The sequence below is a fragment of the Brevundimonas sp. genome (genome assembly GCF_046295775.1).
Taxonomy (GTDB): domain Bacteria; phylum Pseudomonadota; class Alphaproteobacteria; order Caulobacterales; family Caulobacteraceae; genus Brevundimonas.
Genome location: NZ_JBKBML010000017.1, coordinates 13477 through 36073, shown reverse-complemented (window position 1 = coordinate 36073; position 22597 = coordinate 13477). Strand labels below are relative to the sequence as shown.

Below are 22597 nucleotides of genomic sequence, written 5' to 3'. Positions count from 1 at the left end.
TATGGCTGCGGCGAGTCAGCGCCGCGCAGACGAGGCGATCCGTCGCCGCAGCGTGCGCGCGGCGTCGGCCGCGTCCAGCGTTTCGAGAAGGTCCGCCATGCGCGACACCACCGTACGGGCGTGCGCGGCCCGCTGGCGCGGATCGCCGGGAGCGGCGTCGATCTCCAGGTCGCCGTCATTGATGGCGTCGATCGCCTGGTCGCCCTGGTTGAACAGCCGATCGACCGCGGCCTGCACGACCCGGACTCGCTCGGCCTCGCACCCAAGCAGGGCGGCGGGCCCACGCAGGGCGGCGACATGTCTTGCACCCGCCTCGGCGGCGGCGATCTCGGGAGCCTTGAGGTCAACGTCCAGACGCGGCGTATCGCGGCTCATCATGCCGACGACAGCTACGCGCCGCAGGGGGAAGGCCTTGGACAGCGTCTTGTCCAAGGCGCGCATCGTACGCGTCAGACGCGCCCCGGCACGCGACCGGGCGTCGCGCACTCGTGCGCCCCAAGGCGATTTTGGGTGCAGGTCCAGAGCGGCGTCGAACTCGCTCAGCACCGAGGCGCACCAGGCCAGATCGTCCTGGAACACCGCCGGATCCAGAGCTGCGGGGACGGCCAGACCGACCCGGTCCAGACGCCGCTCAAGCTGGGCCAGCAACCGTTCGACGAAGACGGCCAGATCGGACTGGCGCAGCAGGGCCTCGCCGCCGCCGACGGGAGAGGCCTCAACCACCACCTTCAGGATCAGCCACGCGTCACCCATTTGAGCGAACAGAATGTCCAGCAGACGCTCCGGCCCGTCGGGATGGATATCGCCCGCCTCACGCAGAGCGGCCCTCAGCTCGACGGCCTGGGCCTCGGTGGGACGGCCGGACCACGCCGGCAGGGAGCGGCCTAGCCGCCGCGCGAGAGCGGAAAGATCAAAGGCGGTGGCCAGAGCCTCCAGTTGCGCCGGCCGATCCGCCGAGCCGTCGTCCGGCCATATCCGCTCGGCCCCGTCACGCGCCACGGCGGCGGCGCGGGCGCACAGGCGGTCGGCGACGATGTCGGCGCGCGGCCCGTCGGCGTCCAGCGCCGGCGCCAGATCCGGTTCTCTCGTCAGAGCCTCGGCCCACAGGCGGCTCAGCACGTGCGTGGGAAAGGTCAGGGCTTCGACGCCGTCGCCCCGCTCTACGAACAGGGCGGTCAGCGGACCGAAGGCGCGAGCCCGGCGCGTGCGGTTCAGGGCCTCGGCCTCGACCAGATGCTCCAGATCCGCCGCCCGAGCGCCCGGCAGGGCGCGCGACATCTCGCCGATGGCGCCCAGAACGGCGTCGGGCGTGGCGGTCAGCAGGCTTTCCAGCGCGACGCGGTGGTCGGCGGACAGGCGCGATGATCGGGCAGGCTGGGACACGCGCCCATCGTGGCGGACAAGCGTTAACGTCGGGTCAGTCGCCGGCCGCCGGCAGCTCCAGAACGACCTTCAGACCGCCCATGTCGCTGTCGGCCAGGGTCACCCGGCCGCCGTATGCGCGGGTAAGGTCGTCCACAATCGATAGGCCCAGCCCCGAACCAGGCGCGTCCTCGTCCAGCCGCGCGCCACGCTTCAGCACCTCTTCGCGGCGATCGGCGGGCAGCCCCGGACCGTCGTCTTCGACCACCACCACCATCTGGCCTAGGCCGCTGGGGCCCGCCGAGACCCGCACGCGGCGCTTGGACCACTTGCCCGCGTTCTCCATCAGATTGCCGAGTATCTCCTGCAGATCCTGCCGCTCGCCCAGGAAGGTCAGGTCGTCGGGCGCGCGCCAGTCGATCTCTACGCCCTTGGAGGCGAAGACGCGCTCCAGCATCACGGCCATCTCGTCCAGCACCTCGGGCACCGGCGTACTCTCGCCTAGGCCGTGGGCGGCGCGGGCGGCGGCGCGGGCACGACGCAGGTGGTGATCGACCTGATCCTGCATGACCTTGGTCTGACGCCGCACCATGTCGGGCAGCATTCCGGGACTGGTCCCGGCCTCGGCCAGCATGACGGCGATGGGCGTCTTCAGCGCATGGGCCAGGTTGCCGACGTGGGTCCGCTGGCGCTCCACCGTCTCCTGATTGTGGTCGAGCAGGCGGTTGACCTGCTGCGCCAGCGGCTCGATCTCCAACGGATAGGCTCTGGCGATGCGGGCGGCCTTGCCCTTGCGCACGGCGGCGATCTCGTTGCGCAGATCATAGAGGGGCCGCAGGCCCACCTTCACCTGGATGAAGACCGCCAGCACCAGACCCAGCCCCAGGATCAGAAGCGTGACCCAGGTGACGGTGGCGAACTGGCGCGTGTCGGCGTCCACCGCCGAACGGTCTATGCCCGCAAGGAAGACCACCGGCGCGTTGCGCCCCGGCAGTTGCTTCATCGACGCCGCAACGCGCAGCGGCTCGCCGGCCGGTCCGACGGCGTTGTAGCTGATCGTCTGGCCAAAGGCCTGGTTTAGTCGGGGCGGCAGGTCATCGGGCACCGACAAATCCGAATCCCACAGCGAGGTTGAGCGGGCGACCATGCGCAGCCGTCCCTCCGCAGCCGGCTCAGCCACGGCCCAGTATTTTCCTGAAAAGACGCGCAGGGTCTGGGAATCGCGGATTTCGGCCACGGTAACGCCCTGAGGCGTCGCCGTCGTGGCCACCACCAGTTCATCGATGGTCTGCGAAAGCATCGCGCCCAGACGACGCAGCGCCGATTCCTGAAACAGCGAGGTCAGAAAGAAGCCCGTGATAGCCAGGGCCAGGACAATCCAACCCGAGGCCAGCCAGATCAGGCGGCGGGTCAGGGATCGGCCCGGCCGCTTGAACCAGCCAAACGGCGTGCGCGAAGATGCGTCCGGGGCCGGCTCCGCTAGATCGCTCACGCCGCCTCGGATTCCCCGGCCAGGGGCGTCAGGCGATAGCCCAGGCCGCGCACGGTCTCGATGCGGTCGGACCCGATCTTCTTGCGCAGGCGACCGACGAAGACCTCGATGGTGTTGGAATCGCGATCGAAGTCCTGATCATACAGATGCTCGACCAGTTCGGTGCGGCTGATGACCCGGCCCTGATGCATCATCAGATAATGCAGCAGTCGGTATTCCAGGCTGGTCAGGCGCAGGGGCTCGCCGTCGACGCTGGCGCGCGCCGCGCGCGGATCCAGCCGCAGGGCGCCGCACGACAGGGTCGCCGAGGCGTGACCGGCCGAGCGGCGCAGCAGGGCCCGCAGGCGCGCCAGCAGTTCCTCGGTATGGAAAGGCTTGGTCAGATAGTCGTCGGCCCCGGCGTCGAAGCCCGACACCTTGTCGGACCAGGCGCCGCGCGCGGTCAGGATCAGCACTGGCGTGGTCTTGCCCTCGCGCCGCCAGCGCTCCAGCACCGAGACGCCGTCGATGCGCGGCAGGCCGAGGTCCAGAACGATGACGTCATAAGGCTCGGTGTCGCCCAGAAAATGCGCCTCTTCGCCGTCGCCGGCGTGATCGACGGCGTAGCCGGCGTCGGCCAGAGCGCCTTTCAGCTGACGCGACAGATCGACGTCATCCTCGACCAGCAGAACCCGCATCAGCGCTCTCCCGTCACGCGGCCGGTGCGGCCGTCCACCATGATGTCCCCGACGCGGCCGCCGGGATACTCCCAGCGCACCACATAGCCGTCGCCGCGCGGACTGACGCCCAGCATGCGCCCCGGCCGTCCGGCCGAAACGCCGCGCACGATGGCGCCCAGATCGGCCCGAGGCGCCTCGCGTGAAGAGGACTCGCGTCCCCGATCGCGGCCTCGATCCGAGGACTCGCGCTCCTGGGAGCGTTCGGAACGGTCGCGGTCGCGGCCACGCGACTGGTCCCAGGCGTCATGCGCCAGGGCCTCGGTCAGGGGCAGCATCGCGGCCAGGGCGGCGATCAGGGAAACGCGGAACTTCATCATGGGGCGATGTCTAGTCTCCGGGCTCTGAACGCGGGCTGAACGCCGGTCTCAGATTGCAGTCTAGACCATCCTCTCGTGAGGAGAGAACCCGCGTGTGCGCGAGGCCGGTCAGTCGCTCACGATCATGAACGGCGGCTGACACAGAGTGTTCAGATCGGGTTAGGGATCAGCCTGCTTTTCTAGACCTATCGCAGCCCATCCCGGGTTGCGGCCAAGTCCAGAAGGATCAGTTCGATGACCAAGGCCAAGATTCCCGCCGCCGTCGCCGCCCCCATGATGGCCCTGGCCGCCGCGACCGTCGCTCTGCCGGCCACGGCCGAGGCCCAGGCCTATCGCCATGGCCCCGCCTATGAGCGTCCCGCGCCCGGCTGGCAGTCCATCACCCAGCGCAAGTACAATCTAGACAACCGCATCGACCGCGGCGTCCAGACCCGCCAGATCAGCTATCGCGAGGCGTCGCGCCTGAAGAACGAGCTGAACAGCTTGGTCCGCCTGGAGCGGTCCTATATGCGCGGCGGTCTGACCCGCTGGGAGCGTCAGGATCTGGATCGCCGCTACGACCGTCTGTCGGCCCAGGTCCGCTATGAGCGCAATGATTGGAACAACCGCCGGCGCTGATTTCGCGCCGACGAGGTTGCCGATGGCGGTATGAGAGCGCATCTGGCGCCCATGACCTCCCCCGCCGTCACCGCAGAAGCCCGGTCCCTTAAGGGGCCGGGCTTTCCTGAATTCGTCGCCCTGATCGCCATGATGATGGCGCTGAACGCCCTGGCGATCGACGCCATGCTGCCGGCCCTGCCGGATATCGGCGCGGGGCTGGGCGTCGCGGACGAGAACAGCCGCCAGTGGGTGATCACCGCCTATCTGCTGGGCTTTGGCGTCACCCAGATCGTTTATGGCCCGCTGGCGGACCGCTATGGACGCAAGCCGGTCCTGATGGCGGGACTGAGCCTCTACGTCGTCTTCAGCGTCGCGGCGGCGTTCGCCCCCACCTTCGCCACCCTGATCCTGGCGCGCGTGGGCACCGGCATCGGCGCGGCGGCGCTTAGGGTTCTGGCCGTCTCCATCGTGCGCGATCGCTATAGCGGGCGGACCATGGCGCGGGTCATGTCGCTGAGCTTCCTGGTCTTCCTGGGCGTGCCGATCGTGGCGCCGACCCTGGGTCAGGCGATTCTGAACATCGCCGAATGGCGCTGGATCTTCGGCGTTCTGGCCCTGGCCGGCGGCGCTTTCATGATCTGGGCCCTGATCCGCCTGCCCGAGACCCTGCACCCGCAGGACCGGCTGCCGATCCGCATCCCGCGCATCGCCGGGGCCTTCCGCGAGGCGCTGACCGAGCGGCGCTCGATCGGCTACACCCTGGCGATGACCGCGATTACGGGCGCGCTGTTCGGCTTCATCAACTCCAGCCAGCAGATATTCTACGACGTGTTCGAGGCGCCGGGCCTGTTCACCAGCGTCTTCGCCGCCATCGCCGGCGGCATCGCCGTCGCGTCGCTGCTGAACGCCAAACTGGTCGAGCGGCTGGGCTCGCGGCTGATCTCGCACACGGCTCTGGTCGGCTTCATCGTCATGGGCGCGGTCCACTCGGCCGTGACGCTGAGCGGCCATGAGAGCTTGGTCAGCTTCGCGATCATCCAGGGCTTGACCATGTTCTGCTTCGGCTTCATCGCCGGCAATTTCGGCGCCATGGCGATGGAGCGGATGGGCCATATCGCCGGCACCGCCTCATCGGCGCAGGGCTTCATCTCGACCACCTTCGGCTCGCTGACCGGCTTTTTCATCGGCCAGCAGTTCAACGGCTCGGCTGCGCCGATGGCGGTGGGCTTCCTGTGCTGCGGTCTGGCGGCCCTGGTCGCGGTGCTGTTCGCCGAACAGGGCCGGATGTTCAAGGCGCGTCATGTGGCGCCGGTCCTGGCGGAGTGACGACGGACGGTTGATCTTTCGGTCGGTTCGGGGCGTTGTCGCAGCGCTTCAAGAGGAACCGACCGTCATGATCCGTCCCCCCGCCCGGCCGCTGACCCTGGCCGCCTCCGCCCTGGCCCTGACGCTGGCGGCCGCCCTGTCGGCCTGTGCGCCCACGACCGGGGCCGCGCCCATGATCCCGCCCGTCGCCGCCCAGCCGATCGAATATGTGCGCGACGTCCACTCCCACGCCCGGCCCGAGATCGCGCGCGTGGTCCATGTCGATCTGGATCTGGACGCGGACTTCCAGGCCAGGACCCTGAGCGGGCGCGCCACCCTGGACGTGACCGCCGAGCCGGGCGCCAATGAGATCATCCTGGATGTCCGCAACCTGGACATCGGCGAGGTGGTCGACGCTGACGGCCGGCCGCTGCGCTACGTGGTCGGCGACGACGATCCCATCCTGGGCCGGCCGATGACGGTCTATTTCCCGGCTTTTGCGCCCAACGAGCGGCGTCGCATCACCATCCGCTACGCCACCCGGCCCGACGCCGCGGCCCTGCAATGGCTGACCCCGGCCCAGACCGCCGGCGGCCAGAAGCCCTATCTGTTCAGCCAGGGCCAGGCGATCCTGACCCGCACCTGGGTGCCGACCCAGGACAGCCCCGGCATTCGCCAGACCTATTCGGCCCGCATCACCGCGCCCGACGATCTGAAGGTGGTCATGAGCGCCGACCAGCTGACGCCCCAGGGCGAGGCGGCCGGCCCCGGCAAGCGGGCCTGGCGCTTCCGCATGGACAATCCGATCCCGCCCTATCTGATGGCGATCGGGATTGGCGACCTGGCCTTCGCGCCCATCGACCATCGCACCGGCGTCTTCACCGAGCCGGGCGAGCTGGCCGCTTCGGCGCGCGAGCTTCAGCCGACGGCCCGCATGGTCGACGCCGCCGAGGCGCTGTACGGCCCATATCAGTGGGGCCGCTACGACCTGCTGGTCCTGCCGCCGAGCTTCCCGTTCGGCGGCATGGAGAACCCCAAGCTGACCTTCGCCACGCCCACCATCATCGCCGGCGACCAGTCGCTGGTGTCGCTAGTGGCGCACGAGCTGGCCCACTCCTGGTCCGGCAACCTGGTGACCAACGCCGTCTGGGCCGACTTCTGGCTGAACGAGGGCTTCACCACCTATTTCGAGAACCGGATCATGGAGGCCGTCTACGGCCGTGACCGCGCCCTACAGGAACAGGTGCTGAGCTGGGGCGAGATGCAGGACGCGCTGGCCTCCATGCCCGCCGCCGACACCCGCCTGCATCTGAACCTGGACGGCCGCGACCCCGATGACGGCATGAACGCCATCGCCTATGACAAGGGCGCCGCCTTCCTGCGCACCATCGAGGGCGTGGTCGGCCGCGAGCGGTTCGACGCCTGGCTGCGCGGCTATTTCGAGCGCAACGCCTATCGGCCCATGACCTCGGCCCTGTTCCTGACCGACATCCGCGACAATCTGGTGCGCGGCGATCAGGCGATGGAGACGGCGCTGAAGCTGGACGAATGGGTCTATCAGCCCGGCCTGCCGTCCAATGCGGTCGCGCCGGTGTCGGACGCCTTTGCGCCCGTCGATGCGGCGGCTCTGGCCTTCTTCCGCGACCGCGGCCCGGCCTCGGCCATACCGTGGTCCGGCTGGAACACCCAGCAGCGCCAGCGCTTCCTGAACTGGCGGCCCGAGGCCCTGCGCGCGGGCGCCGACTGGCTGCGTCCGGCCCAGCTGGCCGACCTGGAAAGCACCCTGAACCTGGCCAATGAAGGCAACGCCGAGCTGACCTTTGGCTGGCTGCAGATCGCCCTGGCGCATCGCTATCAGCCCGCCGTGGCTACCGCGGAACGCTTCCTGACCGAGCAGGGACGTCGCAAGTTCGTTCTGCCGCTGTTAACCACCCTGTGGGCCGAGGGCGACTGGGGCCGGCCGATCGCGCGCCGCGTCTACGCGCAGGCGCGGCCGCTGTATCACCCCGTCACCACGGGCTCGGTCGACCAGGTGGTCGGCCGCCCCTGAGCCGCTTGCGCGGGCGGTTGACTTGACCGCCCGCCGGCTCGACAAGAGCGCAGTCCCTTATCCGGCTCCGTCGCCTCGCGCGGCGGGGCCGTCTCGCTTTCAGGAGGTGCGATCCCGTGTCCAGCGAACATCTGATGGGTGTCTACAACCGCGCGCCGCTGGCGGTCGAACGCGGGCGCGGCGCCCGACTGTGGTCCACGGACGGGGTCGAATATCTGGACTGCGTCGCCGGCATTTCGACCAACGGCCTGGGCCATGCCCACCCTGCCCTGGTCGAGGCGGTCAAGGATCAGGCCGACAAGCTGTGGCACGTGTCCAACATCTTCCGAATCCCCGGTCAGGAAGCCCTGGCCGACGCCCTGTGCGCCTCCAGCTTCGCGGACGTGGTGTTCTTCACTAACTCGGGCACGGAAGCCGTCGAGTGCGCGCTGAAGACGGCGCGGAAATATCACTCCGCCAAGGGCAGCCCCGAGCGCATCGACATCTACGGCTTCGACGGCTCGTTCCACGGCCGGACCTACGGCGCGATCAACGCAGCGGCCAATCCGAACTACACCAACGGCTTCGGCCCGCCGATGGAAGGCTTCCACCAGCTGAAGTGGGGCGACCACGACGCCCTGAAGGCCGCCATCGCCGCGCCGACGACCGCCGCCATCATTATCGAGCCGGTTCAGGGCGAAGGCGGCTGCCGGGTTCTGCCGGACCAGTGCCTGCGCGGGCTGCGCGAGCTGTGCGACCAGCACGACGTGCTCATCATCTTCGACGAGGTCCAGTGCGGCATGGGCCGCACCGGCAAGCTGTGGGCCCACGAATGGGCCGGCATGGCGCCCGACATCATGGCGGTGGCCAAGGCGCTGGGCGGCGGCTTCCCCATCGGGGCCTGCCTTTCGACGACTGAGGCCGCCTCGGGCATGACCGTCGGCGCGCACGGATCGACCTTCGGCGGCAATCCGCTGGCCATGGCGGTAGGACAGGCGGCGCTCGGCGCGATCAACACGCCCGAGATCCTGGGCAACGTCCAGGAAATCTCGGGCTACCTGAAGCAGCAGCTGCACGGCGTCATGGAACGCTATCCCGACGTGATCGAGGATGTGCGCGGCAAGGGCCTGCTGATCGGCATCAAGCTGAAGCCGAACAACCGCGACTTCATGGGCTGGGCGCGCGACGAGCAGCAGCTGCTGGTCGCGGGCGGCGGCGACAACGTCGTGCGCATCCTGCCGCCGCTGAACCTGACGCTCGAGGAAGCCCGCGAAGCGGTCGAGAAGCTCGAACGGACCTGCGCCTTCGCGCGCACCCAGATGACCGCCTAGGAGCTTCGGCGATGGTGCGCCACTTCCTCGACATCCACCGGCTGAGCGCCGAAGACCTGCGCGCCATCCTGGACGACGCCCACGCCCGCAAGAAGTCGCGTCAGGGCTGGCCCAAGGGACGCGTCGACGCCGACGCGCCCGCGCGCGATCGCGTCTTGGCCATGGTGTTCGAGAAGAACTCGACCCGCACCCGCTTTAGCTTCGACGCGGCCATCCGCCAGCTGGGCGGCTCGGCCATCATCGCCAACGCCGCCGACATGCAGCTGGGGCGCGGCGAGCCGGTGGAGGACACCGCCAAGGTGCTGTCGCGCATGGTCGATGCGGTGATGATCCGCGCCAACGACCATGAGGATGTCGAGCGTTTCGCCCGCGTCTCCAGCGTGCCGGTCGTCAACGCCCTGACCGACCGGTCCCACCCGTGCCAGATCCTGGCCGACCTGCTGACCATCGAAGAGCATCGCGGGCCGGTCAAAGGCAAGACCATCGCCTGGGTCGGGGACGGCAACAATGTGTGCCACAGCTTCATGCACGCGGCGCCCAAGCTCGGCTTCACCCTGAACGTGGCCTGCCCGGCCGAGTATCACCCAGACCTGCGCGACCTGGCCAAGGGCGGCGACCACGTCCACCTGACCAGCGACCCGCGAGAGGCCGTGCGCGGCGCCGACGTGGTGGTCACCGACACCTGGGTCTCCATGGGCGACCAGGACTACGAAGACCGCCTTGCCGCCTTCGAGGCCTATGGCGTGGACGACGCCCTGATGGACGAGGCGGCCGAGGACGCCGTCTTCCTGCACTGCCTGCCCGCGCACCGGGGCGAGGAAGTCTCCGACGCCGTCATCGACGGCCCGCGCTCGCTGGTGTGGGACGAGGCCGAAAACCGCATCCACGCGCAAAAGGCGGTCCTGGCCTGGTGCTTCGAGGCCTTCTGAGCCACGCCGCATATGAAAAAGGGCGCTCCCGGCGGTAGCGCCCTTCCATTCATGGGCTTGGAAACTAGCCCAGGTTAACGTCCGACACGCCGCCCGCATCGGGCTGGGACTTGGTCAGGTTGGCCTTGAGGATTTCAAAGCCGAAACCGACGGGGCCCTTCTTAGACACCCACACGCGGCCGTCGTCGCCGTCGAAACGGATCAGCGTAAGGGCCGGGTCTTCCTTGCCTTCGGGGTACCAGGCGGCGACCACGGGGTTCCAGTATTTGTCGATGCGCTCGCGGTCGTGCTCCAGCGTCATGGAGCCGTGGATGCAGGCCTGAACCTCTTCATCCTTGGCCTGATAGGTGAACATGCCCGACTGGGCCCCGCCGGCGATATCGCGCGCCAGATCGGTGTCGTTGCGGGTGAAGAACCAGATGGTGCCGGTGTCTTCCTCGCCGAAACCGGTCATCGGCTGGCTGTGGTTGCCCGGCCGATCCAGGCCCAGCATGCCGGTGTTGGATTGCTTCAGGCTCTTCCAGAATTCCTTCTCGGCGTCCTGGGGCGTCAGGGTCTTGTCGTTCATGGCTCGTCTCCGCGGTTCGGGGTCGCGGATCAAACCGATTGTCGGGCGTGGGGTTCCGCTCAGTCCCCGGCTAACAAGCGCGCGGCGTGCAGCAGCAGGAAGAAGCTCAGGGTCGCGAAAAGCAGCATCATGAAGCGCCAGGGCATCAAGCGCGGACCCTTCAGAATGTCGGGCGCCCGGGCCCCCCGCCAGCCGCAGAACACCATCAGGATCAGGGTGGCGGCCAGAAGGCCCAGCGTCAGCGGCATCGACATGGCGCGCCCTTTCACCAAAGGCGGCCAACCGCGCAAGGAAATCTTTCGCCAAGGTTAATCTTTACGCCGCATTAACCACGTCGAGGCGATCAGAAGGGCGGCGGGACAGGTGTCCACAGGATTGGCGTATCCTCGCTAGATATTGGGGTTAACCACGCGTTTACACCCCGCATCTGGACGGTTAGCGTCCTCGCCATGGGTCGGGAGGCGAATCAGTGACCGCAGCCGCGCCGTGGAGCGTGAAGGGCATAGACCCGAAGGCGCGCGAAGTCGCCAAGGACCTGGCGCGCCGGTCGGGCATGACGCTGGGCGAGTGGTTGAATTCCATGATCATGGAGGACAACGACGACGAGGATGTCGTGCCGCTGGCGCGTCGTCCCCACGTCGAGGTCAATGAACGCCGCGGCCGCAGCCGCCGCCTCGAAGACGCCTATGGCGTTTCCGACGAGACCGTCCAGCGCTTGGGCGCCTCGATCGAGGCGATCGCCGCGCGGCTGGAGGCGTCCGAGCGACGCGCCACCGTCGCGATCCAGGGCGTGGACCAGGCTGTCGCCGGTCTGGTGCGGCGCTTGGACGGCGGCGACGCCCAGGCTCAGGAAGCCGGACGCCGCATCGACGACATCGCCCAGGAGCTGCGAGAGGGCCATCGTCGCCTGCGCCGCTTCGAACAGGAGACAGGCCCCCAGACGGCTGAAGGCTTCGCCAAGATCGAGACCGGCCTCGGCGGCCTGGCCTCGCGCCTGTACGACATCGAAGAGCGTCAGCGCTCCGGCGTGGCCGAACTGCGTCAGCGGCTCGACCAGGTCGAGAAGACGCAGCCGGCGGCCCAAGGGGCGGACATCCTGGCCCAAGTCGGCGCGCGGCTGGACGACGCCCAGGCCCGCACGACCGAGGCGCTGCGGCGTCTGGAGCGTTCATTTGGCGACCTCGATGCGCGGGTACGCCTGTCCGAGGGCCGCGCCGAACCCGACGGCGCCCGCTTCGAGAAGCTGGCGGAAAGCCTGTCGCGTCAGGTCGAGAACAGCCGCGTCGAAATGCTGCGCCGGCTCGACACGGCGGAGACAGAAACCCGCATAGACCGCATTGATCGCGCCGTGGCGGCCATGGCCGATCAGGCCCGCGCCGCCGAGCAGCGGTCGGCCGCCGCCGTCGAGGCCATGGGCCGCGAGATCATGCGCATCGCGCGCAACCTCGATGACCGGATCGCCTCGGTCGAGAAGACCGCGGGCGGCGTTGACGTCGCCGAACTGGGGCAGGCCCTGTCGGCGCGCATCGACCGCGATTTCGCTCGCCACACCCAAGTCTTCGACCAACGCCTGGCCGCAAGCGACGACCGCCATGCCCAGGCCATCGAGCGGCTGGGCGGCGAGATCACACGCATCTCCGACCGGCTCAGCGAGCGGATCGCCCAGTCCGAGCGACGCTCGGCCGAGGCGCTTGAGGACATCGGCCGCCGGCTGGTGGATCGGTCTGAGAAGATCGAGCAGCGCCAGGACCGCACCTCTGGCGAACTGGCCGAGCGCATGCGCCAGTCCGAAGAGCGCACTGCACGGCTTCTGGCCGAGGCGCGCGACAGCATAGAGCGCCGCAACGCTCGCCCGGCGTCAGCCCCGCCCGTCGCCGACTGGCGCGCCGCCGCCTTCCCCGAAGACGCCTTCCAGCCCGTGGCGGCCCAGACGGACTGGTCACGCGATCCGCTGACCGACGAGGCGCCCGCGCCCTTCCCCACCGGCCTGGAGATCGGCGACGACCTGGACGTCTTCGTCTCCGCGCAGGAGCCGGCCGAGGCGGATGAGGCGGTTCAGGAGAGCGAGGCCGAAGACGAGGCCGATGACACGCCTGCGCCTGCGCCGTTCGGCGTGGCTTCCGAGACGGCCGCGACGCCCGACCTTGTGATCGAGGACGACTTCGACACGGTCGAGCCCGCGTTCGACGACCAGACCGAGTTCGTGGACCGCGACGCGCTGCGAGCCGCCGCCGCCGCCGGCCGCGCCGCGAGCCAGGAGGAGACGCCGTCGACTCTGGACGCCGTCCAGGCCGCACGCGCCGCAATGACGACCTCCGACGCCGAGCCGCGCAGCGGTTTCGGCCTGAAGCGCGGCGGCAAATCCCAACTCCAGCAGCGCCTGGACCGCCAGGCCGCGCGCGACGGATCGACCGTACGCAAGGCCCTGGTCGCCTCGACCCTGGCGGTTGCGGTCACGGCGGGCGGCTATGGCTACGCCCGCGTCGCGGGAGAGTTCGGCCTGCCCCTCCCAGACGGCTGGGCCGACGCCTTGCAGGATGCGACCGCGCCCGCGCCCGGCGGCGGCGCGCCGATGGCCGCCCTGGCCTCGACTTCGATGGCGGCGACGCCCGCTCTGGATCCGGCTGAGGGAGCCAATCTCTACGCGCGCGCCGCCCGCCTGATGGACGAGGGCGACCCCACGGCGCTGGAAACCCTGAAGCGGGCCGCCAACCTGGGCTATCCGACCGCCCAGATGCACCTGGCCAACCTGTATCTCGAGGGCCTGAACGGCGCGCCGATCGACAAGCCCGAAGCGCGCCTGTGGGCCCGTCGCGCCGCAGAGGGCGGCGACGCCAAGGGCATGCATAACTACGCCATGTATCTGTACGACGGCATGGGCGGGCCGACCAACCGGCAGGAAGCGGTCGACTGGCTCAAGAAGGCGGCCGAACAGGGCTTCGTCGACAGCCAGTATAATCTCGGCAAGATGTACGAGGACGGCCAGGACGTGGCCGCCAATGCCGGAGAGGCGCTGAAGTGGTACGCCATCGCGGCGCGCGGCGGCGACGACCAGGCCCAGGCCGCGCTGGACCGGTTGACGCCCGCCGCAACGCCGCAGGCGCGCCAGGCCGCGCGCCGCGCCGCCGACGAATTCCAGGCGGCGCCGCTGAAAGGCTGACGCTGCCCTTGGCGCAGCCCCCGCGGCGCCGCTAAGACCAGTCAGTCGCCGTTCGGCGCGTCGTGTTCACCGTCCAGCCGAAGGCGCGCCCTTTGGACATCTATCTGCCGATCGCCGAGGTTTCGGTGAACTGGCCGACCCTGGTGATCCTGGGAGCGGTGGTCGGATTCGTGTCCGGTCTGTTCGGCATCGGCGGCGGCTTCCTGATGGCGCCGATCCTGGTCTTCCTGGGCATCCCGCCGACGGTCGCCGTCGCCAGCCAAGCCAGCCACGTCGTGGCCTCCTCCACCTCTGGCGTGATCCGCTACACCAGCCAGAAGATGGTCGATTATCGCATCGGCGGGATCATGGCGCTGGGCGGCGTTCTGGGCGCGCTCTTCGGGGTCGAGCTGTTCCGCTATCTGCGTCTGCTGGGCCAGGCGGACCTGGTGGTGGCGCTGTCCTACCTGCTGTTCCTGGGCTCCATCGGTTCGCTGATGCTGTACGAGAGCCTGACCCAGATCCTGCGCCGCATCCGGGGCGAGACGCCGCCGCGCAAGGACCGTCGCCGGCCCATGTGGCTGTACGGCGTTCCGCTGAGGATGAAGTTCCCCCGCTCGGGCCTCTACATCTCGGCCATCCCGCCGTTCGGCCTGGGCGTGTTCGCGGGCATCCTGTCAGCCATCATGGGCGTCGGCGGCGGCTTCATTCTGGTGCCGGCCATGCTCTACGTGCTGCGCATGAAGGCCAGCGTCGTGGTCGGCACCAGCCTGTTCCAGATCATCATCACCACCGCCATCACCACCATTCTGCAGGCCGGGCGCAATCAGACGGTGGACATCGTCCTGTCGACCATCCTGCTGCTGGGCGGCGTGGTCGGGGCGCAGATGGGGGCCAAATACTCGGGCCGCTTCCGGGCCGAGGAGCTTCGCGCGGTGCTGGGCCTGATTGTCCTGCTGGTCGGCATCCAGATGGGGCTGGAGCTGTTCGTGCGGCCCAGCGATATTTTCCTGCTAGCGCCGGGAATTGCGGACTGATGTTCCAGGTCCTCCCTCCCCCGCCGCCGGTGGCGGAAGCGCCGGTTCCGGAACGCTCTCAGGCGACGCTGGAGGAGGTGCGGGTCGCCGCCGCCTTGACCGACGCTCGGGTCCAGGTCGACTCCAGCTTCACCGGCGCTTCGATCGTGTTGTACGGCGCGGTGTTCAATCCATCCCCCCAGCCTGCCGATGTGGTCGTCGTGGTCAGGGGGCCCGACGCGCCGGTGCGCCTGGTCAAGAAAACTCGCAACATGGGCGTCTGGCTGAACAGCCGGCCCGTGCTGTTCGAGGGCGCGCCCGGCTTCTACATGACGGCCTCGACCCGGCCGCTCAGCGACATCACCGACTTCGGCCAGCTGCGCCGCCTGGGCGTGGGGGTCGATCACCTGCGCATCGACGCGCCAGAAGAGGCCCGCACCGTCACCCGCTACGGCGTGCGCGACGTGGTCGTCAGCCGGCTGGGCGACGATTATCTGGATTGGCGGCGCGCCGTGATCCGGCTGAGGGAGGCGGCCGCTCTTTACGCCACCGATCCCGAAGGCGTGTCGTTCGTCGATCGCGGCCTGTTCCGCGCCGAGGTCAAGCTGCCGACAGTAGCTCCCACGGGCCGCTATCATGCCGAGGTCTGGCTGTTTCAGGACGGCGCGCCGGTCTCGGTCTCCAACCTGACTCTGACGGTCGAGAAGGTCGGGCTGGAGCGCGACATCTATGAGTTCGCACACCGCAGGCCCTGGACCTACGGCGTCCTGTGCGTGCTGCTGGCCGCCTTCACCGGCTGGGCCGCCAGCCGGATCTTCCGCCGCGACTAAGGCGAAATCACTTAGGGCCGATGACGCGACGGCAGGGCTTCGACCTGTTCGGTTGTCAGAACGCGCGTGACGCGGGCGCGACACGGCTCCGGCCCCGCGCCGACCAAGGCCCAGTCGCCGACGCACACACGACTTCCCGCCCCGCTCTGGGCCCGTATGGCCATGCTCAGGGCCGTGTCCAGGCCCCGGCAGAAACCGGAGGCGTTCAACTCAAAGACCTGTCGGTCCAAGGCGCGGACATAGAGTGTCTGGGTTCCGTCGGTGCGGAAATTCTGCACCTGGTCGGCCTGGAAGCAGGCGCGCTGTTCGGCAGTCTCGAGCGGACCGGCCCCCGTCGTGCTGGGCGCGCAGCCCGCGAGCGCGAGGCCGATCAGCGACAGCGAAACAAGCGATAGGCAGGCGTCACGGCGCATGGCGGTCTCCTGAACGGTCGGCTTACCAGCGTACGGTCGCCGAGCTTGGCCCCCGGCGCAAGGCGTCAACTCTTCACGAACCGCAACGGATCCACCCGCCTGGCATGCTCTGCGGCAAGGGGCGACGGGGCGCCTGCGACCAGCGCCGCGACATGCTCGGCCAACAGGGGCGCGACGCAGAAGCCTCGCGAGCCCAGTCCGCCCAGAACAAACAAGCCCTCATCGACTTGCCCCGCCAACGGCAGCCGGTCCGGCGTGGTCGCCCGAACCGCGGCGCGGCTGCTGACCGTCGCTGCGCTGTCGATCTTGCGCGCCAAGGCCGGCAGTCGCGAGCGCAGAGCCTCAAGGTTGCGCGCCGTGTCGTCGGCCCTTGGGTCGTTCGCGGCGTCTCCTCGGTCATGCGTCGCGCCGAACAGCAGCTTTTCGCCGTCCGCGACGGCGTAGCCGCCCCAGGCCGCCGCGATGCGTGTCGTCGGCGCCTCGACCCAGTCCGCCTGCCCCCTCACCGGCGTCACAGGCGCCGAGGGCCACAGCCCTGCCCCGCTCCATCCTCCGCTCAGGATCAGCACCTCCGCTTCGGCGACCGTGTCGCCTGCGGCGTCCAGCAGGCGCCAGCATCCCCCTTCGCGCGCGATTCGCGCGACCCGTGCGGTGATCCGATCCGTCCCCGCCAGGAAGGCGTCGCGCACACGGCCGGGGCGGACGGCCAGGGCCGCGTCCATGGCCAGGCCTCCCGTCGCGGCCTCTTCGCCAAGAGCCGCCGCAACCGCCGCCGCATCCAGACGCCGCATCATGCCAGCCGGCCACAGGGCCTGCTCCGCTATGCGGTCGAAGCGCCGGGCGTCGCGCGACATCCCTTCCAGTTGAAGCACCCCCTCAACAGCAACGGCTTGCGGAATGGCGCGATAGAGCGTCGCGGCGCGTTCCAGAGCCTGGGCGTGCAGGCCCGCGATGGCAGCGTCGCCCGCGTCCAGGCGCGGGGTGACGAGGGCCAGCGGAAAGCCGGACGCCTGGGAACCATCATCGGCGTCGATGACGATCGGCGCCGCACCCTGTGCGCTCAGCGCCCTCGCCAGGGCCGCGCCAGCCACGCCCGCGCCCAGAATGACAACTCGCGCCGCGTCGGTCTGGGCGGTTGCGGGGTCCCGCCGGCGGGCCTCCAGCCGCTCGCGCTTGCGGCCGTGGCCGGGGCGCTTGTCGACCGCGAACCCCCGAGCCGCCAATCCGCGCCGGACATGGCCCGCCACGGTGAAGGTCGCCAACCGTGCGTCAGGCGAGGATCGTGCGCTGATCCCGTCCAGCACGGCGTCGGACCACATCGCCGGGTTCAACGCCGGCGAGAAGCCGTCCAGGAACCAAGCGTCGGCCCGTCCTGTCCACTGGTCAAGGGCGTCTTCGACATCGCCTACGAACAGATCGACGACAGCGTCGAAGTCGGGCAGGTCCAGTCGATGAAAGCCGGGCGTGGCGAACGGCCAGGCCGCCAGCAGGGCATCGGCGGCGGGCGCTATCTCGGGCCAGGCGGCGAGCGCGCGGCGCGCCTCGTCCAGCGATAACGGATAGGCCTCGATCGAGAAGACGTTCAGGCGTCCGCCCTCGGGTCTGGCGTCGCGCCACAATGTCAGCAGGGCCGCGATGTTCAGACCGGTGCCGAAGCCCAGTTCTCCCACGACGAAGCGGCGGCGTCCGGCCCAGGCTTCGGGAAGTGCGCAACCGGCCAGGAAGACCGCCCGGCTCTCCGCCAAGCCGTCGTCCTTGGAGAAATACACATCGCCGAACCGGCCCGAGCGGGGCTCGCCCTCAAGGCTCCAGTCCAGGCGGGGATCGGTGTCGTGGGTCACAGGGGCTTCTAGGGCCGAACCGGCCCCGCGCGCACGAAAAAAGGGGCCGCCCGAAGGCGACCCCTTTCCGTCATCCCGGCGAACCGGGACGAACCGTCAAAAGACCGAAGTCTTAGTGAGCGGCGGCCGGAGCCGGAGCAGCAGCCGGAGCTTCCGTGGTGGCCGGAGCCATCGTGCCGTCGGCGGCCGGAGCGGTCGCGGCGGCGGCCGAAGCTTCGCCAGCGGCGGCGGCGGCGTCGGTGGCGGCGGCGTCGGCGGTGGCGGCGGCGTCAGCGGCGGTGTCGGCAGCGGCCGAAGCGTCGGCAGCGGCGTCCGTGGCGGTGTCTTCGGCGGCCGGTTGGCAAGCGGCCAGGGCCAGAGCAGCGGCCGAGGCGGCGATCAGAGCGGTGATGCGCATGGTTTTGTCCTTCAGAAGGGAAAAGGCGGGGTCATGAACCCCCGCTGAGGAGAGATAACGGGATCGTGAGCGAAACCGCAAGCGAAATCTCACGCGTTCGTGATCGATCGCGATCTGGAGGCGGAAGAGGCTCGATCAAGCCCCTTCCGCAGGTCGAGATTATTGCGCGGGAGCCGGCTCCACGGGCGGGGGCGTGGTCCCGGCGGCGGCGGCGGCGTCGGTAGCCTCGGCGGCGGCGGCGTCAGCCGAAGCGGCGGCGGAGCCGGCGGCTTCAGCGGCCTGGTCGGCCGCGACGGCGGCGGTGTCGGCGGCGGCGTCGGCCGTGGTGTCGGCGGCAATGGTGTCGGCCGGCTGCTGGCAGGCGGCGACCGAGAAGGCGGCGACGCCGGCGGCGGCGACGATCAGCGTACGAATCTTCATCAAAACTACCCCTGTCTGGTCCTGAGGGTCGGGCCGATCCCGACCAGCTTGACAGGGGTAACGCGTCCGTGAGGCCCAGTGCAACCCGCGTCCCGCAAGCGGGCCGGCGCCTCTGCGCTGAATGCGGGTGACGGCGCAACGCGGCGCGTCTAAAGCCATCCCATGACCGATACGCCCAAGAAGGGCTGGTTCCAGCGCCTCAGCGCGGGCCTCAGCCGCTCCTCCAAACAGATGACCGATCAGGTCGTCGCCAGCTTCGTCAAGGAGCCGCTGTCCGAGACGGCCCTGGAGCAGCTGGAGGAGCATCTGCTGGAAAGCGACCTGGGGCCGGCCGCCACCGACCGCATCGTCGAACGCTTCCGCGAGCTGCGCTTCGGCAAGGTGTCGGACGAGCGCGAGGTGAAGGAGGCGCTGGCCGAGGCCGTGGCCGCCGAGCTGACGCCGCGCCAGGCGACGTTCGATCCGCTGTCGGGGCCGAAGCCCTTCGTGGTGCTGTTCGTCGGCGTCAACGGCTCGGGCAAGACCACGACCCTGGGCAAGATCGCCTCGGACCTGACGGCCAGGGGGGCCAAGGTCATGGTGGTGGCCTGCGACACCTTCCGCGCCGCAGCGCGCGACCAGCTGAAGGTCTGGTCCGAGCGGGCCGGGGCCGATTTCGAGGGCCGCCGCGACGGCGCCGATCCGGCCGGCCTGGCGTTCGACGCCTTCACCCGCGCCCGCGCCGAGGGGCACGACGTGGTGCTGATCGACACCGCCGGCCGGCTGCAGAACAAGTCCGCCCTGATGGACGAACTGCTCAAGATCGTGCGGGTGCTCAAGAAGATCGACCCCGAGGCGCCGCACGAGACCCTCTTGGTGCTGGACGCCACCGTGGGCCGCAACGCCCTGGCCCAGGAGCAGATCTTCGGCCGCACGGCTTACGTATCGGGCCTGGTGATGACCAAGCTGGACGGCACGGCGCGCGGCGGGGTTCTGGTGCCCGTGGCCCAGGCGTCGGACGCCCCGATCAAGCTGATCGGCGTGGGCGAAGGCGTCGACGATCTGCAACCCTTCGACGCCCGCGCGTTTTCCCGTTCCCTGGTGGGGCTAGAGGACTGACATGACCCAGCACGCCGCGCCCAAATCGGGCCAGTGGATCCGCCAGGCCGTCGATTTCGGCGCGCTGATGGCCTTCCTGGCCGCCTATCTGGTCAACCGGATGGTGCTGGGGCTGGAAAGCCATGTCGCCATGATCCAGGCCACCTGGGTTCTGGTCGGCGCCTCGGTCGTGGCCCTGCTGATCGGCTATCTGGTCGAGAAGCGCCTGGCGCCCCTGCCGCTGCTGGCCGGCGGCTTCGCCCTGCTGTTCGGCGTCCTGACCCTGGTGTTCCAGAACGAGGAGCTGCTGAAGATCAAGATCACGGTGCAGAACCTGCTCTTGGCCGCCGTGCTGCTGGGGTCGCTGCCGCTTCGGAAGTATCCGTTCAAATATCTGCTGGGCTCGGCCATCCGCATCACCGACGAAGGCTGGCGCGGCCTGACCCTGCGCTACGGACTGTTCTTCGCCGCCGTCGCCGTGGTCAACGAGGTGGTGCGCCACATGATGACCAACGACGCCTGGATGACCTTCCGCGGCGGCCTGTGGATGGCCTCGGCGGCGTTTGGCATCTGGCAGGTCTTCTTCATCATGAAGCACCTGATCAAGGACGAGGACGAGGTCGCCCCCGTCCCGCCCGATCCGGGTCTTTAGGTCAGCAGCCGCCCCAGCACGGCGTCCAGCAGCGGCCGCCCGCGCGCCGTGGCGACCAGGCGGCCGGATGACAGGGTGACGAAGCCCTCCTCGATCAGATCGGCCAGCGGGCCGCGCTCGGCCGACAGGCCCAGGGTCGTCAGATGCCGGCCCGCCGCGCCCTCTAAGGTGCGCAGGCCCAGCAACAGCGCCTCCTCGGCGGCGCCGCGCCCGTCCAGCGCCTCGACCTCGGCCCAGGGCGTCCCGGCTTCGACGCCGGCGACATAGTCGGCGATGCGGCGATGCGCGAACGTCGCGGTCCGCACGCCCTCCAGCGTCAGCCGCCCGTGCGCGCCGGGCCCCAGGCCCAGATAGTCTCCGCCGCGCCAGACATGGATGTTGTGCGTCGACCGCGCCTGAGGTCCCCGCGCGTGGTTCGACACCTCATAGGCCTCGAAGCCCGCCGCCTGCAGGCGCGCCTGCGTCGCCTCGTACAGCTCGGCCGCCCGATCCTCGTCCGGCGGGATCAGCCGCCCGCGCCGCAGCGCCCGCCCGAACGCCGTCTCGGCCTCGATGGTCAGCTGATAGGGCGACACGTGCTCGAAACCCAGGTCCAGCGCCGCATCCAGCTCGGCCGTCCAGTCCGCGACCGTCTGGCCCGGCCGGGCGTAGATCAGGTCGATCGACAGGCGCGCAAAGGCCTTGGCCGCCAGCCCGATCGCGCGCCGCGCCTCGTCCGCCGAATGATCCCGGCCGAGAAAGCGCAGGGCCTCGTCGTCGAACGACTGCACCCCCAGCGACAGGCGGTTCACCCCGGCCTGAGCCAGGGCGGCGTAGCGGCCGGCCTCCGCGTCCGTCGGATTGGCCTCCAGCGTCACCTCGACAGGGCGGTCGGTGGGAAACAGCCGGTGCGCCGACGCGATCACCTCGGCCACGGCCTCGGGCGCCATCAGCGACGGCGTGCCGCCGCCCAGGAAGATCGAGGCCAGCCGCCGAGGCCCGACCTGCTTCGCCTGCGCCTCCATGTCCGCCAGGATCGCGCGCGCCAGCCCGGCCTGCTCCTGAATCCGCCCCCGGTCGCGCACCACGTTGAAGTCGCAATAGGGGCAGATGCGGGCGCAGTAGGGCCAGTGGACATAGACCGCCAGGTCGCTGCCGGGATCGAGAGGGTCAGTCAATAAGCCAGGCCCTGAGCGTCTCGAAGGCGCGGGCGCGGTGGCTGATGGCGTCCTTGGCCGCCGGGTCCATCTCGCCGAACGTCCGATCGCCGCCCTCGGGCCGGAAGATCGGGTCGTAGCCGAAGCCGCGGTCGCCGCGCGGCGGAAACACCAGGTCGCCGTCGACGCGGCCCTCGACCACCACGGCTGGTCCGCCCGGCCAGGCCACCGCCAGGGCCGAGGTGAACCAGGCCGCCCGATCGGTCGATCCGACCTCCTCGAGCCGCTCTTCGACCTTGCGCATGGCCAGGCCGAAGTCCTTGCCGGGTCCGGCCCAGCGCGCCGAGAAGACGCCGGGCGCGCCATCCAGCGCGGCGACCGACATCCCCGAGTCGTCGGCGATGGCGACCTCGCCCGAGGCCTCCGCCGCATGGCGCGCCTTCAGCAGGGCGTTGCCGACGAAGGTGGTCTCGGTCTCCTCGGGTTCGGGCAGGTTCAACTGGCCGGCCGTGACCAGTTCGTAACCTTCGCCCAACAGGGCGGCGATCTCGGGCACCTTGCCGGGATTATGGGTCGCCAGCACCAGCCGCATCCCCTTGATAAGCTTGAGATTCACGAGGGCGGCTCCTGGATTGCCAAAGTTTAATATCGTTAAACGATATGTAACGTGATTTCCGACGAGGCGAGGCTTACTACTTTGATCACGGACGGGGGTCGCACCGACCGGGATCGGAAGCGAAAGCGAAACGATCGTGCAGCGACACAATCAAACAGGGCAACAAACGCCCCCATCCAGACGACGGAGAAACACAATGCATACGATGAACGCCTCGCAATGGCTCGACAAGGCCGGCGCTGCCTTCCTGCACACGGTCATGCTGGCCGCCCTGCCGACCGCGGCCGTGGCCATCCTGCTGCAAGCCTTCTGATCCCACTGACGATCAGAGGACTTTGACGAGACTTATGAAGACAGCGATGTATAGAGCCGCGTGCGGGTCGACCGGACCCCGCGCGGCCCCCGCTG

The 22597-nt window shown here is 69.4% G+C and carries 22 protein-coding genes; 10 read left to right on the top strand and 12 right to left on the bottom strand.

Features of this window, described 5'->3' with window-relative positions:
• Positions 1 to 15: 15 nt before the first annotated feature.
• From ACK4I0_RS10720 to ACK4I0_RS10705, 4 genes are read right to left on the bottom strand one after another with little or no spacing between them, the layout of a single operon-like run.
• Positions 16 to 1383 carry a hypothetical protein gene (locus ACK4I0_RS10720; protein WP_409610796.1) on the bottom strand — a complete coding sequence of 456 codons (1368 nt, stop codon included), beginning with the start codon at positions 1381 to 1383 and terminating at the stop codon, positions 16 to 18.
• A 34-nt stretch (positions 1384 to 1417) separates the two neighbouring features.
• The gene (locus tag ACK4I0_RS10715; protein WP_409610770.1) at positions 1418 to 2854 is read right to left on the bottom strand and encodes a sensor histidine kinase; all 1437 of its coding nucleotides are present in this window, start codon (positions 2852 to 2854) and stop codon (positions 1418 to 1420) included.
• Positions 2851 to 3531 carry a response regulator transcription factor gene (locus tag ACK4I0_RS10710; protein WP_409610768.1) on the bottom strand — a complete coding sequence of 227 codons (681 nt, stop codon included), beginning with the start codon at positions 3529 to 3531 and terminating at the stop codon, positions 2851 to 2853. Before ACK4I0_RS10710 ends, ACK4I0_RS10715 begins: the two co-directional genes overlap by 4 nt.
• A complete protein-coding gene (locus ACK4I0_RS10705) occupies positions 3531 to 3890 on the bottom strand; it encodes a hypothetical protein (RefSeq protein WP_409610766.1) in 360 nt (119 codons plus the stop codon). Before ACK4I0_RS10705 ends, ACK4I0_RS10710 begins: the two co-directional genes overlap by 1 nt.
• Positions 3891 to 4124: 234 nt before the next feature.
• Between ACK4I0_RS10705 and ACK4I0_RS10700 the strand changes: the two genes are divergently transcribed.
• The 5 genes from ACK4I0_RS10700 (at position 4125) to argF (ending at position 10084) form a co-directional block, all read left to right on the top strand.
• Positions 4125 to 4508 (top strand): hypothetical protein, encoded by a 384-nt coding sequence (locus ACK4I0_RS10700; RefSeq protein ID WP_409610764.1) that lies wholly within the window; start codon positions 4125 to 4127, stop codon positions 4506 to 4508.
• 51 nt (positions 4509 to 4559) lie between these two features.
• Positions 4560 to 5816 carry a multidrug effflux MFS transporter gene (locus tag ACK4I0_RS10695; protein WP_409610762.1) on the top strand — a complete coding sequence of 419 codons (1257 nt, stop codon included), beginning with the start codon at positions 4560 to 4562 and terminating at the stop codon, positions 5814 to 5816.
• Positions 5817 to 5883: 67 nt separating this feature from the next.
• Entirely contained in the window at positions 5884 to 7845 is a 1962-nt protein-coding gene (locus ACK4I0_RS10690) for a M1 family metallopeptidase (RefSeq protein ID WP_409610760.1), read from the top strand.
• Between the two features lie 134 nt (positions 7846 to 7979).
• Positions 7980 to 9155: an aspartate aminotransferase family protein gene (locus tag ACK4I0_RS10685; protein ID WP_409610794.1), complete on the top strand. Its 1176-nt coding sequence runs from the start codon at positions 7980 to 7982 to the stop codon at positions 9153 to 9155.
• An 11-nt stretch (positions 9156 to 9166) separates the two neighbouring features.
• A complete protein-coding gene (argF, locus tag ACK4I0_RS10680) occupies positions 9167 to 10084 on the top strand; it encodes an ornithine carbamoyltransferase (RefSeq protein ID WP_409610758.1) in 918 nt (305 codons plus the stop codon).
• Between the two features lie 64 nt (positions 10085 to 10148).
• Here the strand turns inward: argF and ACK4I0_RS10675 are convergent, their stop codons facing one another.
• The gene (locus ACK4I0_RS10675) at positions 10149 to 10652 is read right to left on the bottom strand and encodes a pyridoxamine 5'-phosphate oxidase family protein (protein WP_409610756.1); all 504 of its coding nucleotides are present in this window, start codon (positions 10650 to 10652) and stop codon (positions 10149 to 10151) included.
• A gap of 59 nt (positions 10653 to 10711) precedes the next feature.
• On the bottom strand, positions 10712 to 10906 hold the full coding sequence (locus ACK4I0_RS10670; RefSeq protein ID WP_409610754.1) for a hypothetical protein: 195 nt from the start codon (positions 10904 to 10906) through the stop codon (positions 10712 to 10714).
• A gap of 215 nt (positions 10907 to 11121) precedes the next feature.
• On the opposite strand from ACK4I0_RS10670, the gene ACK4I0_RS10665 reads away from it, so the two are divergent.
• The 3 genes from ACK4I0_RS10665 (at position 11122) to ACK4I0_RS10655 (ending at position 15637) form a co-directional block, all read left to right on the top strand.
• Positions 11122 to 13812, top strand: coding sequence for a hypothetical protein (locus ACK4I0_RS10665; RefSeq protein ID WP_409610752.1), 2691 nt, complete (start codon positions 11122 to 11124; stop codon positions 13810 to 13812).
• A gap of 92 nt (positions 13813 to 13904) precedes the next feature.
• Positions 13905 to 14828 carry a sulfite exporter TauE/SafE family protein gene (locus ACK4I0_RS10660; protein ID WP_409610750.1) on the top strand — a complete coding sequence of 308 codons (924 nt, stop codon included), beginning with the start codon at positions 13905 to 13907 and terminating at the stop codon, positions 14826 to 14828.
• Positions 14828 to 15637 (top strand): TIGR02186 family protein, encoded by an 810-nt coding sequence (locus tag ACK4I0_RS10655; RefSeq protein ID WP_409610748.1) that lies wholly within the window; start codon positions 14828 to 14830, stop codon positions 15635 to 15637. The genes ACK4I0_RS10660 and ACK4I0_RS10655 overlap by 1 nt, the downstream gene beginning before the upstream one ends.
• 11 nt (positions 15638 to 15648) lie before the next feature.
• Here ACK4I0_RS10655 and ACK4I0_RS10650 read toward each other — a convergent pair whose 3' ends face one another.
• From ACK4I0_RS10650 to ACK4I0_RS10635, 4 genes are all read right to left on the bottom strand, one after another.
• Positions 15649 to 16050, bottom strand: coding sequence for a DUF6491 family protein (locus ACK4I0_RS10650; RefSeq protein WP_409610746.1), 402 nt, complete (start codon positions 16048 to 16050; stop codon positions 15649 to 15651).
• Between the two features lie 65 nt (positions 16051 to 16115).
• Positions 16116 to 17891, bottom strand: a complete 1776-nt coding sequence (gene mnmD / locus ACK4I0_RS10645; RefSeq protein WP_409610744.1) for a tRNA (5-methylaminomethyl-2-thiouridine)(34)-methyltransferase MnmD — start codon at positions 17889 to 17891, stop codon at positions 16116 to 16118.
• A gap of 112 nt (positions 17892 to 18003) precedes the next feature.
• Positions 18004 to 18288, bottom strand: a complete 285-nt coding sequence (locus ACK4I0_RS10640; RefSeq protein ID WP_409610742.1) for a hypothetical protein — start codon at positions 18286 to 18288, stop codon at positions 18004 to 18006.
• A gap of 159 nt (positions 18289 to 18447) precedes the next feature.
• Positions 18448 to 18708 carry a hypothetical protein gene (locus tag ACK4I0_RS10635; RefSeq protein ID WP_409610740.1) on the bottom strand — a complete coding sequence of 87 codons (261 nt, stop codon included), beginning with the start codon at positions 18706 to 18708 and terminating at the stop codon, positions 18448 to 18450.
• A 162-nt stretch (positions 18709 to 18870) separates the two neighbouring features.
• Between ACK4I0_RS10635 and ftsY the strand changes: the two genes are divergently transcribed.
• Together ftsY and ACK4I0_RS10625 are read left to right on the top strand one after the other, a co-directional pair.
• Entirely contained in the window at positions 18871 to 19806 is a 936-nt protein-coding gene (gene ftsY, locus ACK4I0_RS10630; RefSeq protein ID WP_409610738.1) for a signal recognition particle-docking protein FtsY, read from the top strand.
• A 1-nt stretch (position 19807) separates the two neighbouring features.
• Positions 19808 to 20437, top strand: coding sequence for an inner membrane-spanning protein YciB (locus ACK4I0_RS10625; RefSeq protein ID WP_409610736.1), 630 nt, complete (start codon positions 19808 to 19810; stop codon positions 20435 to 20437).
• On the opposite strand, the gene hemW is transcribed toward ACK4I0_RS10625, so the two are convergent.
• Together hemW and rdgB are read right to left on the bottom strand one after the other, a co-directional pair.
• The gene (gene hemW / locus ACK4I0_RS10620; protein ID WP_409610734.1) at positions 20434 to 21594 is read right to left on the bottom strand and encodes a radical SAM family heme chaperone HemW; all 1161 of its coding nucleotides are present in this window, start codon (positions 21592 to 21594) and stop codon (positions 20434 to 20436) included. The two genes, ACK4I0_RS10625 and hemW, sit on opposite strands and share 4 nt — an antisense overlap.
• Positions 21587 to 22189: an RdgB/HAM1 family non-canonical purine NTP pyrophosphatase gene (rdgB, locus tag ACK4I0_RS10615; protein WP_409610732.1), complete on the bottom strand. Its 603-nt coding sequence runs from the start codon at positions 22187 to 22189 to the stop codon at positions 21587 to 21589. The genes hemW and rdgB overlap by 8 nt, the downstream gene beginning before the upstream one ends.
• Positions 22190 to 22597 lie beyond the last annotated feature (408 nt).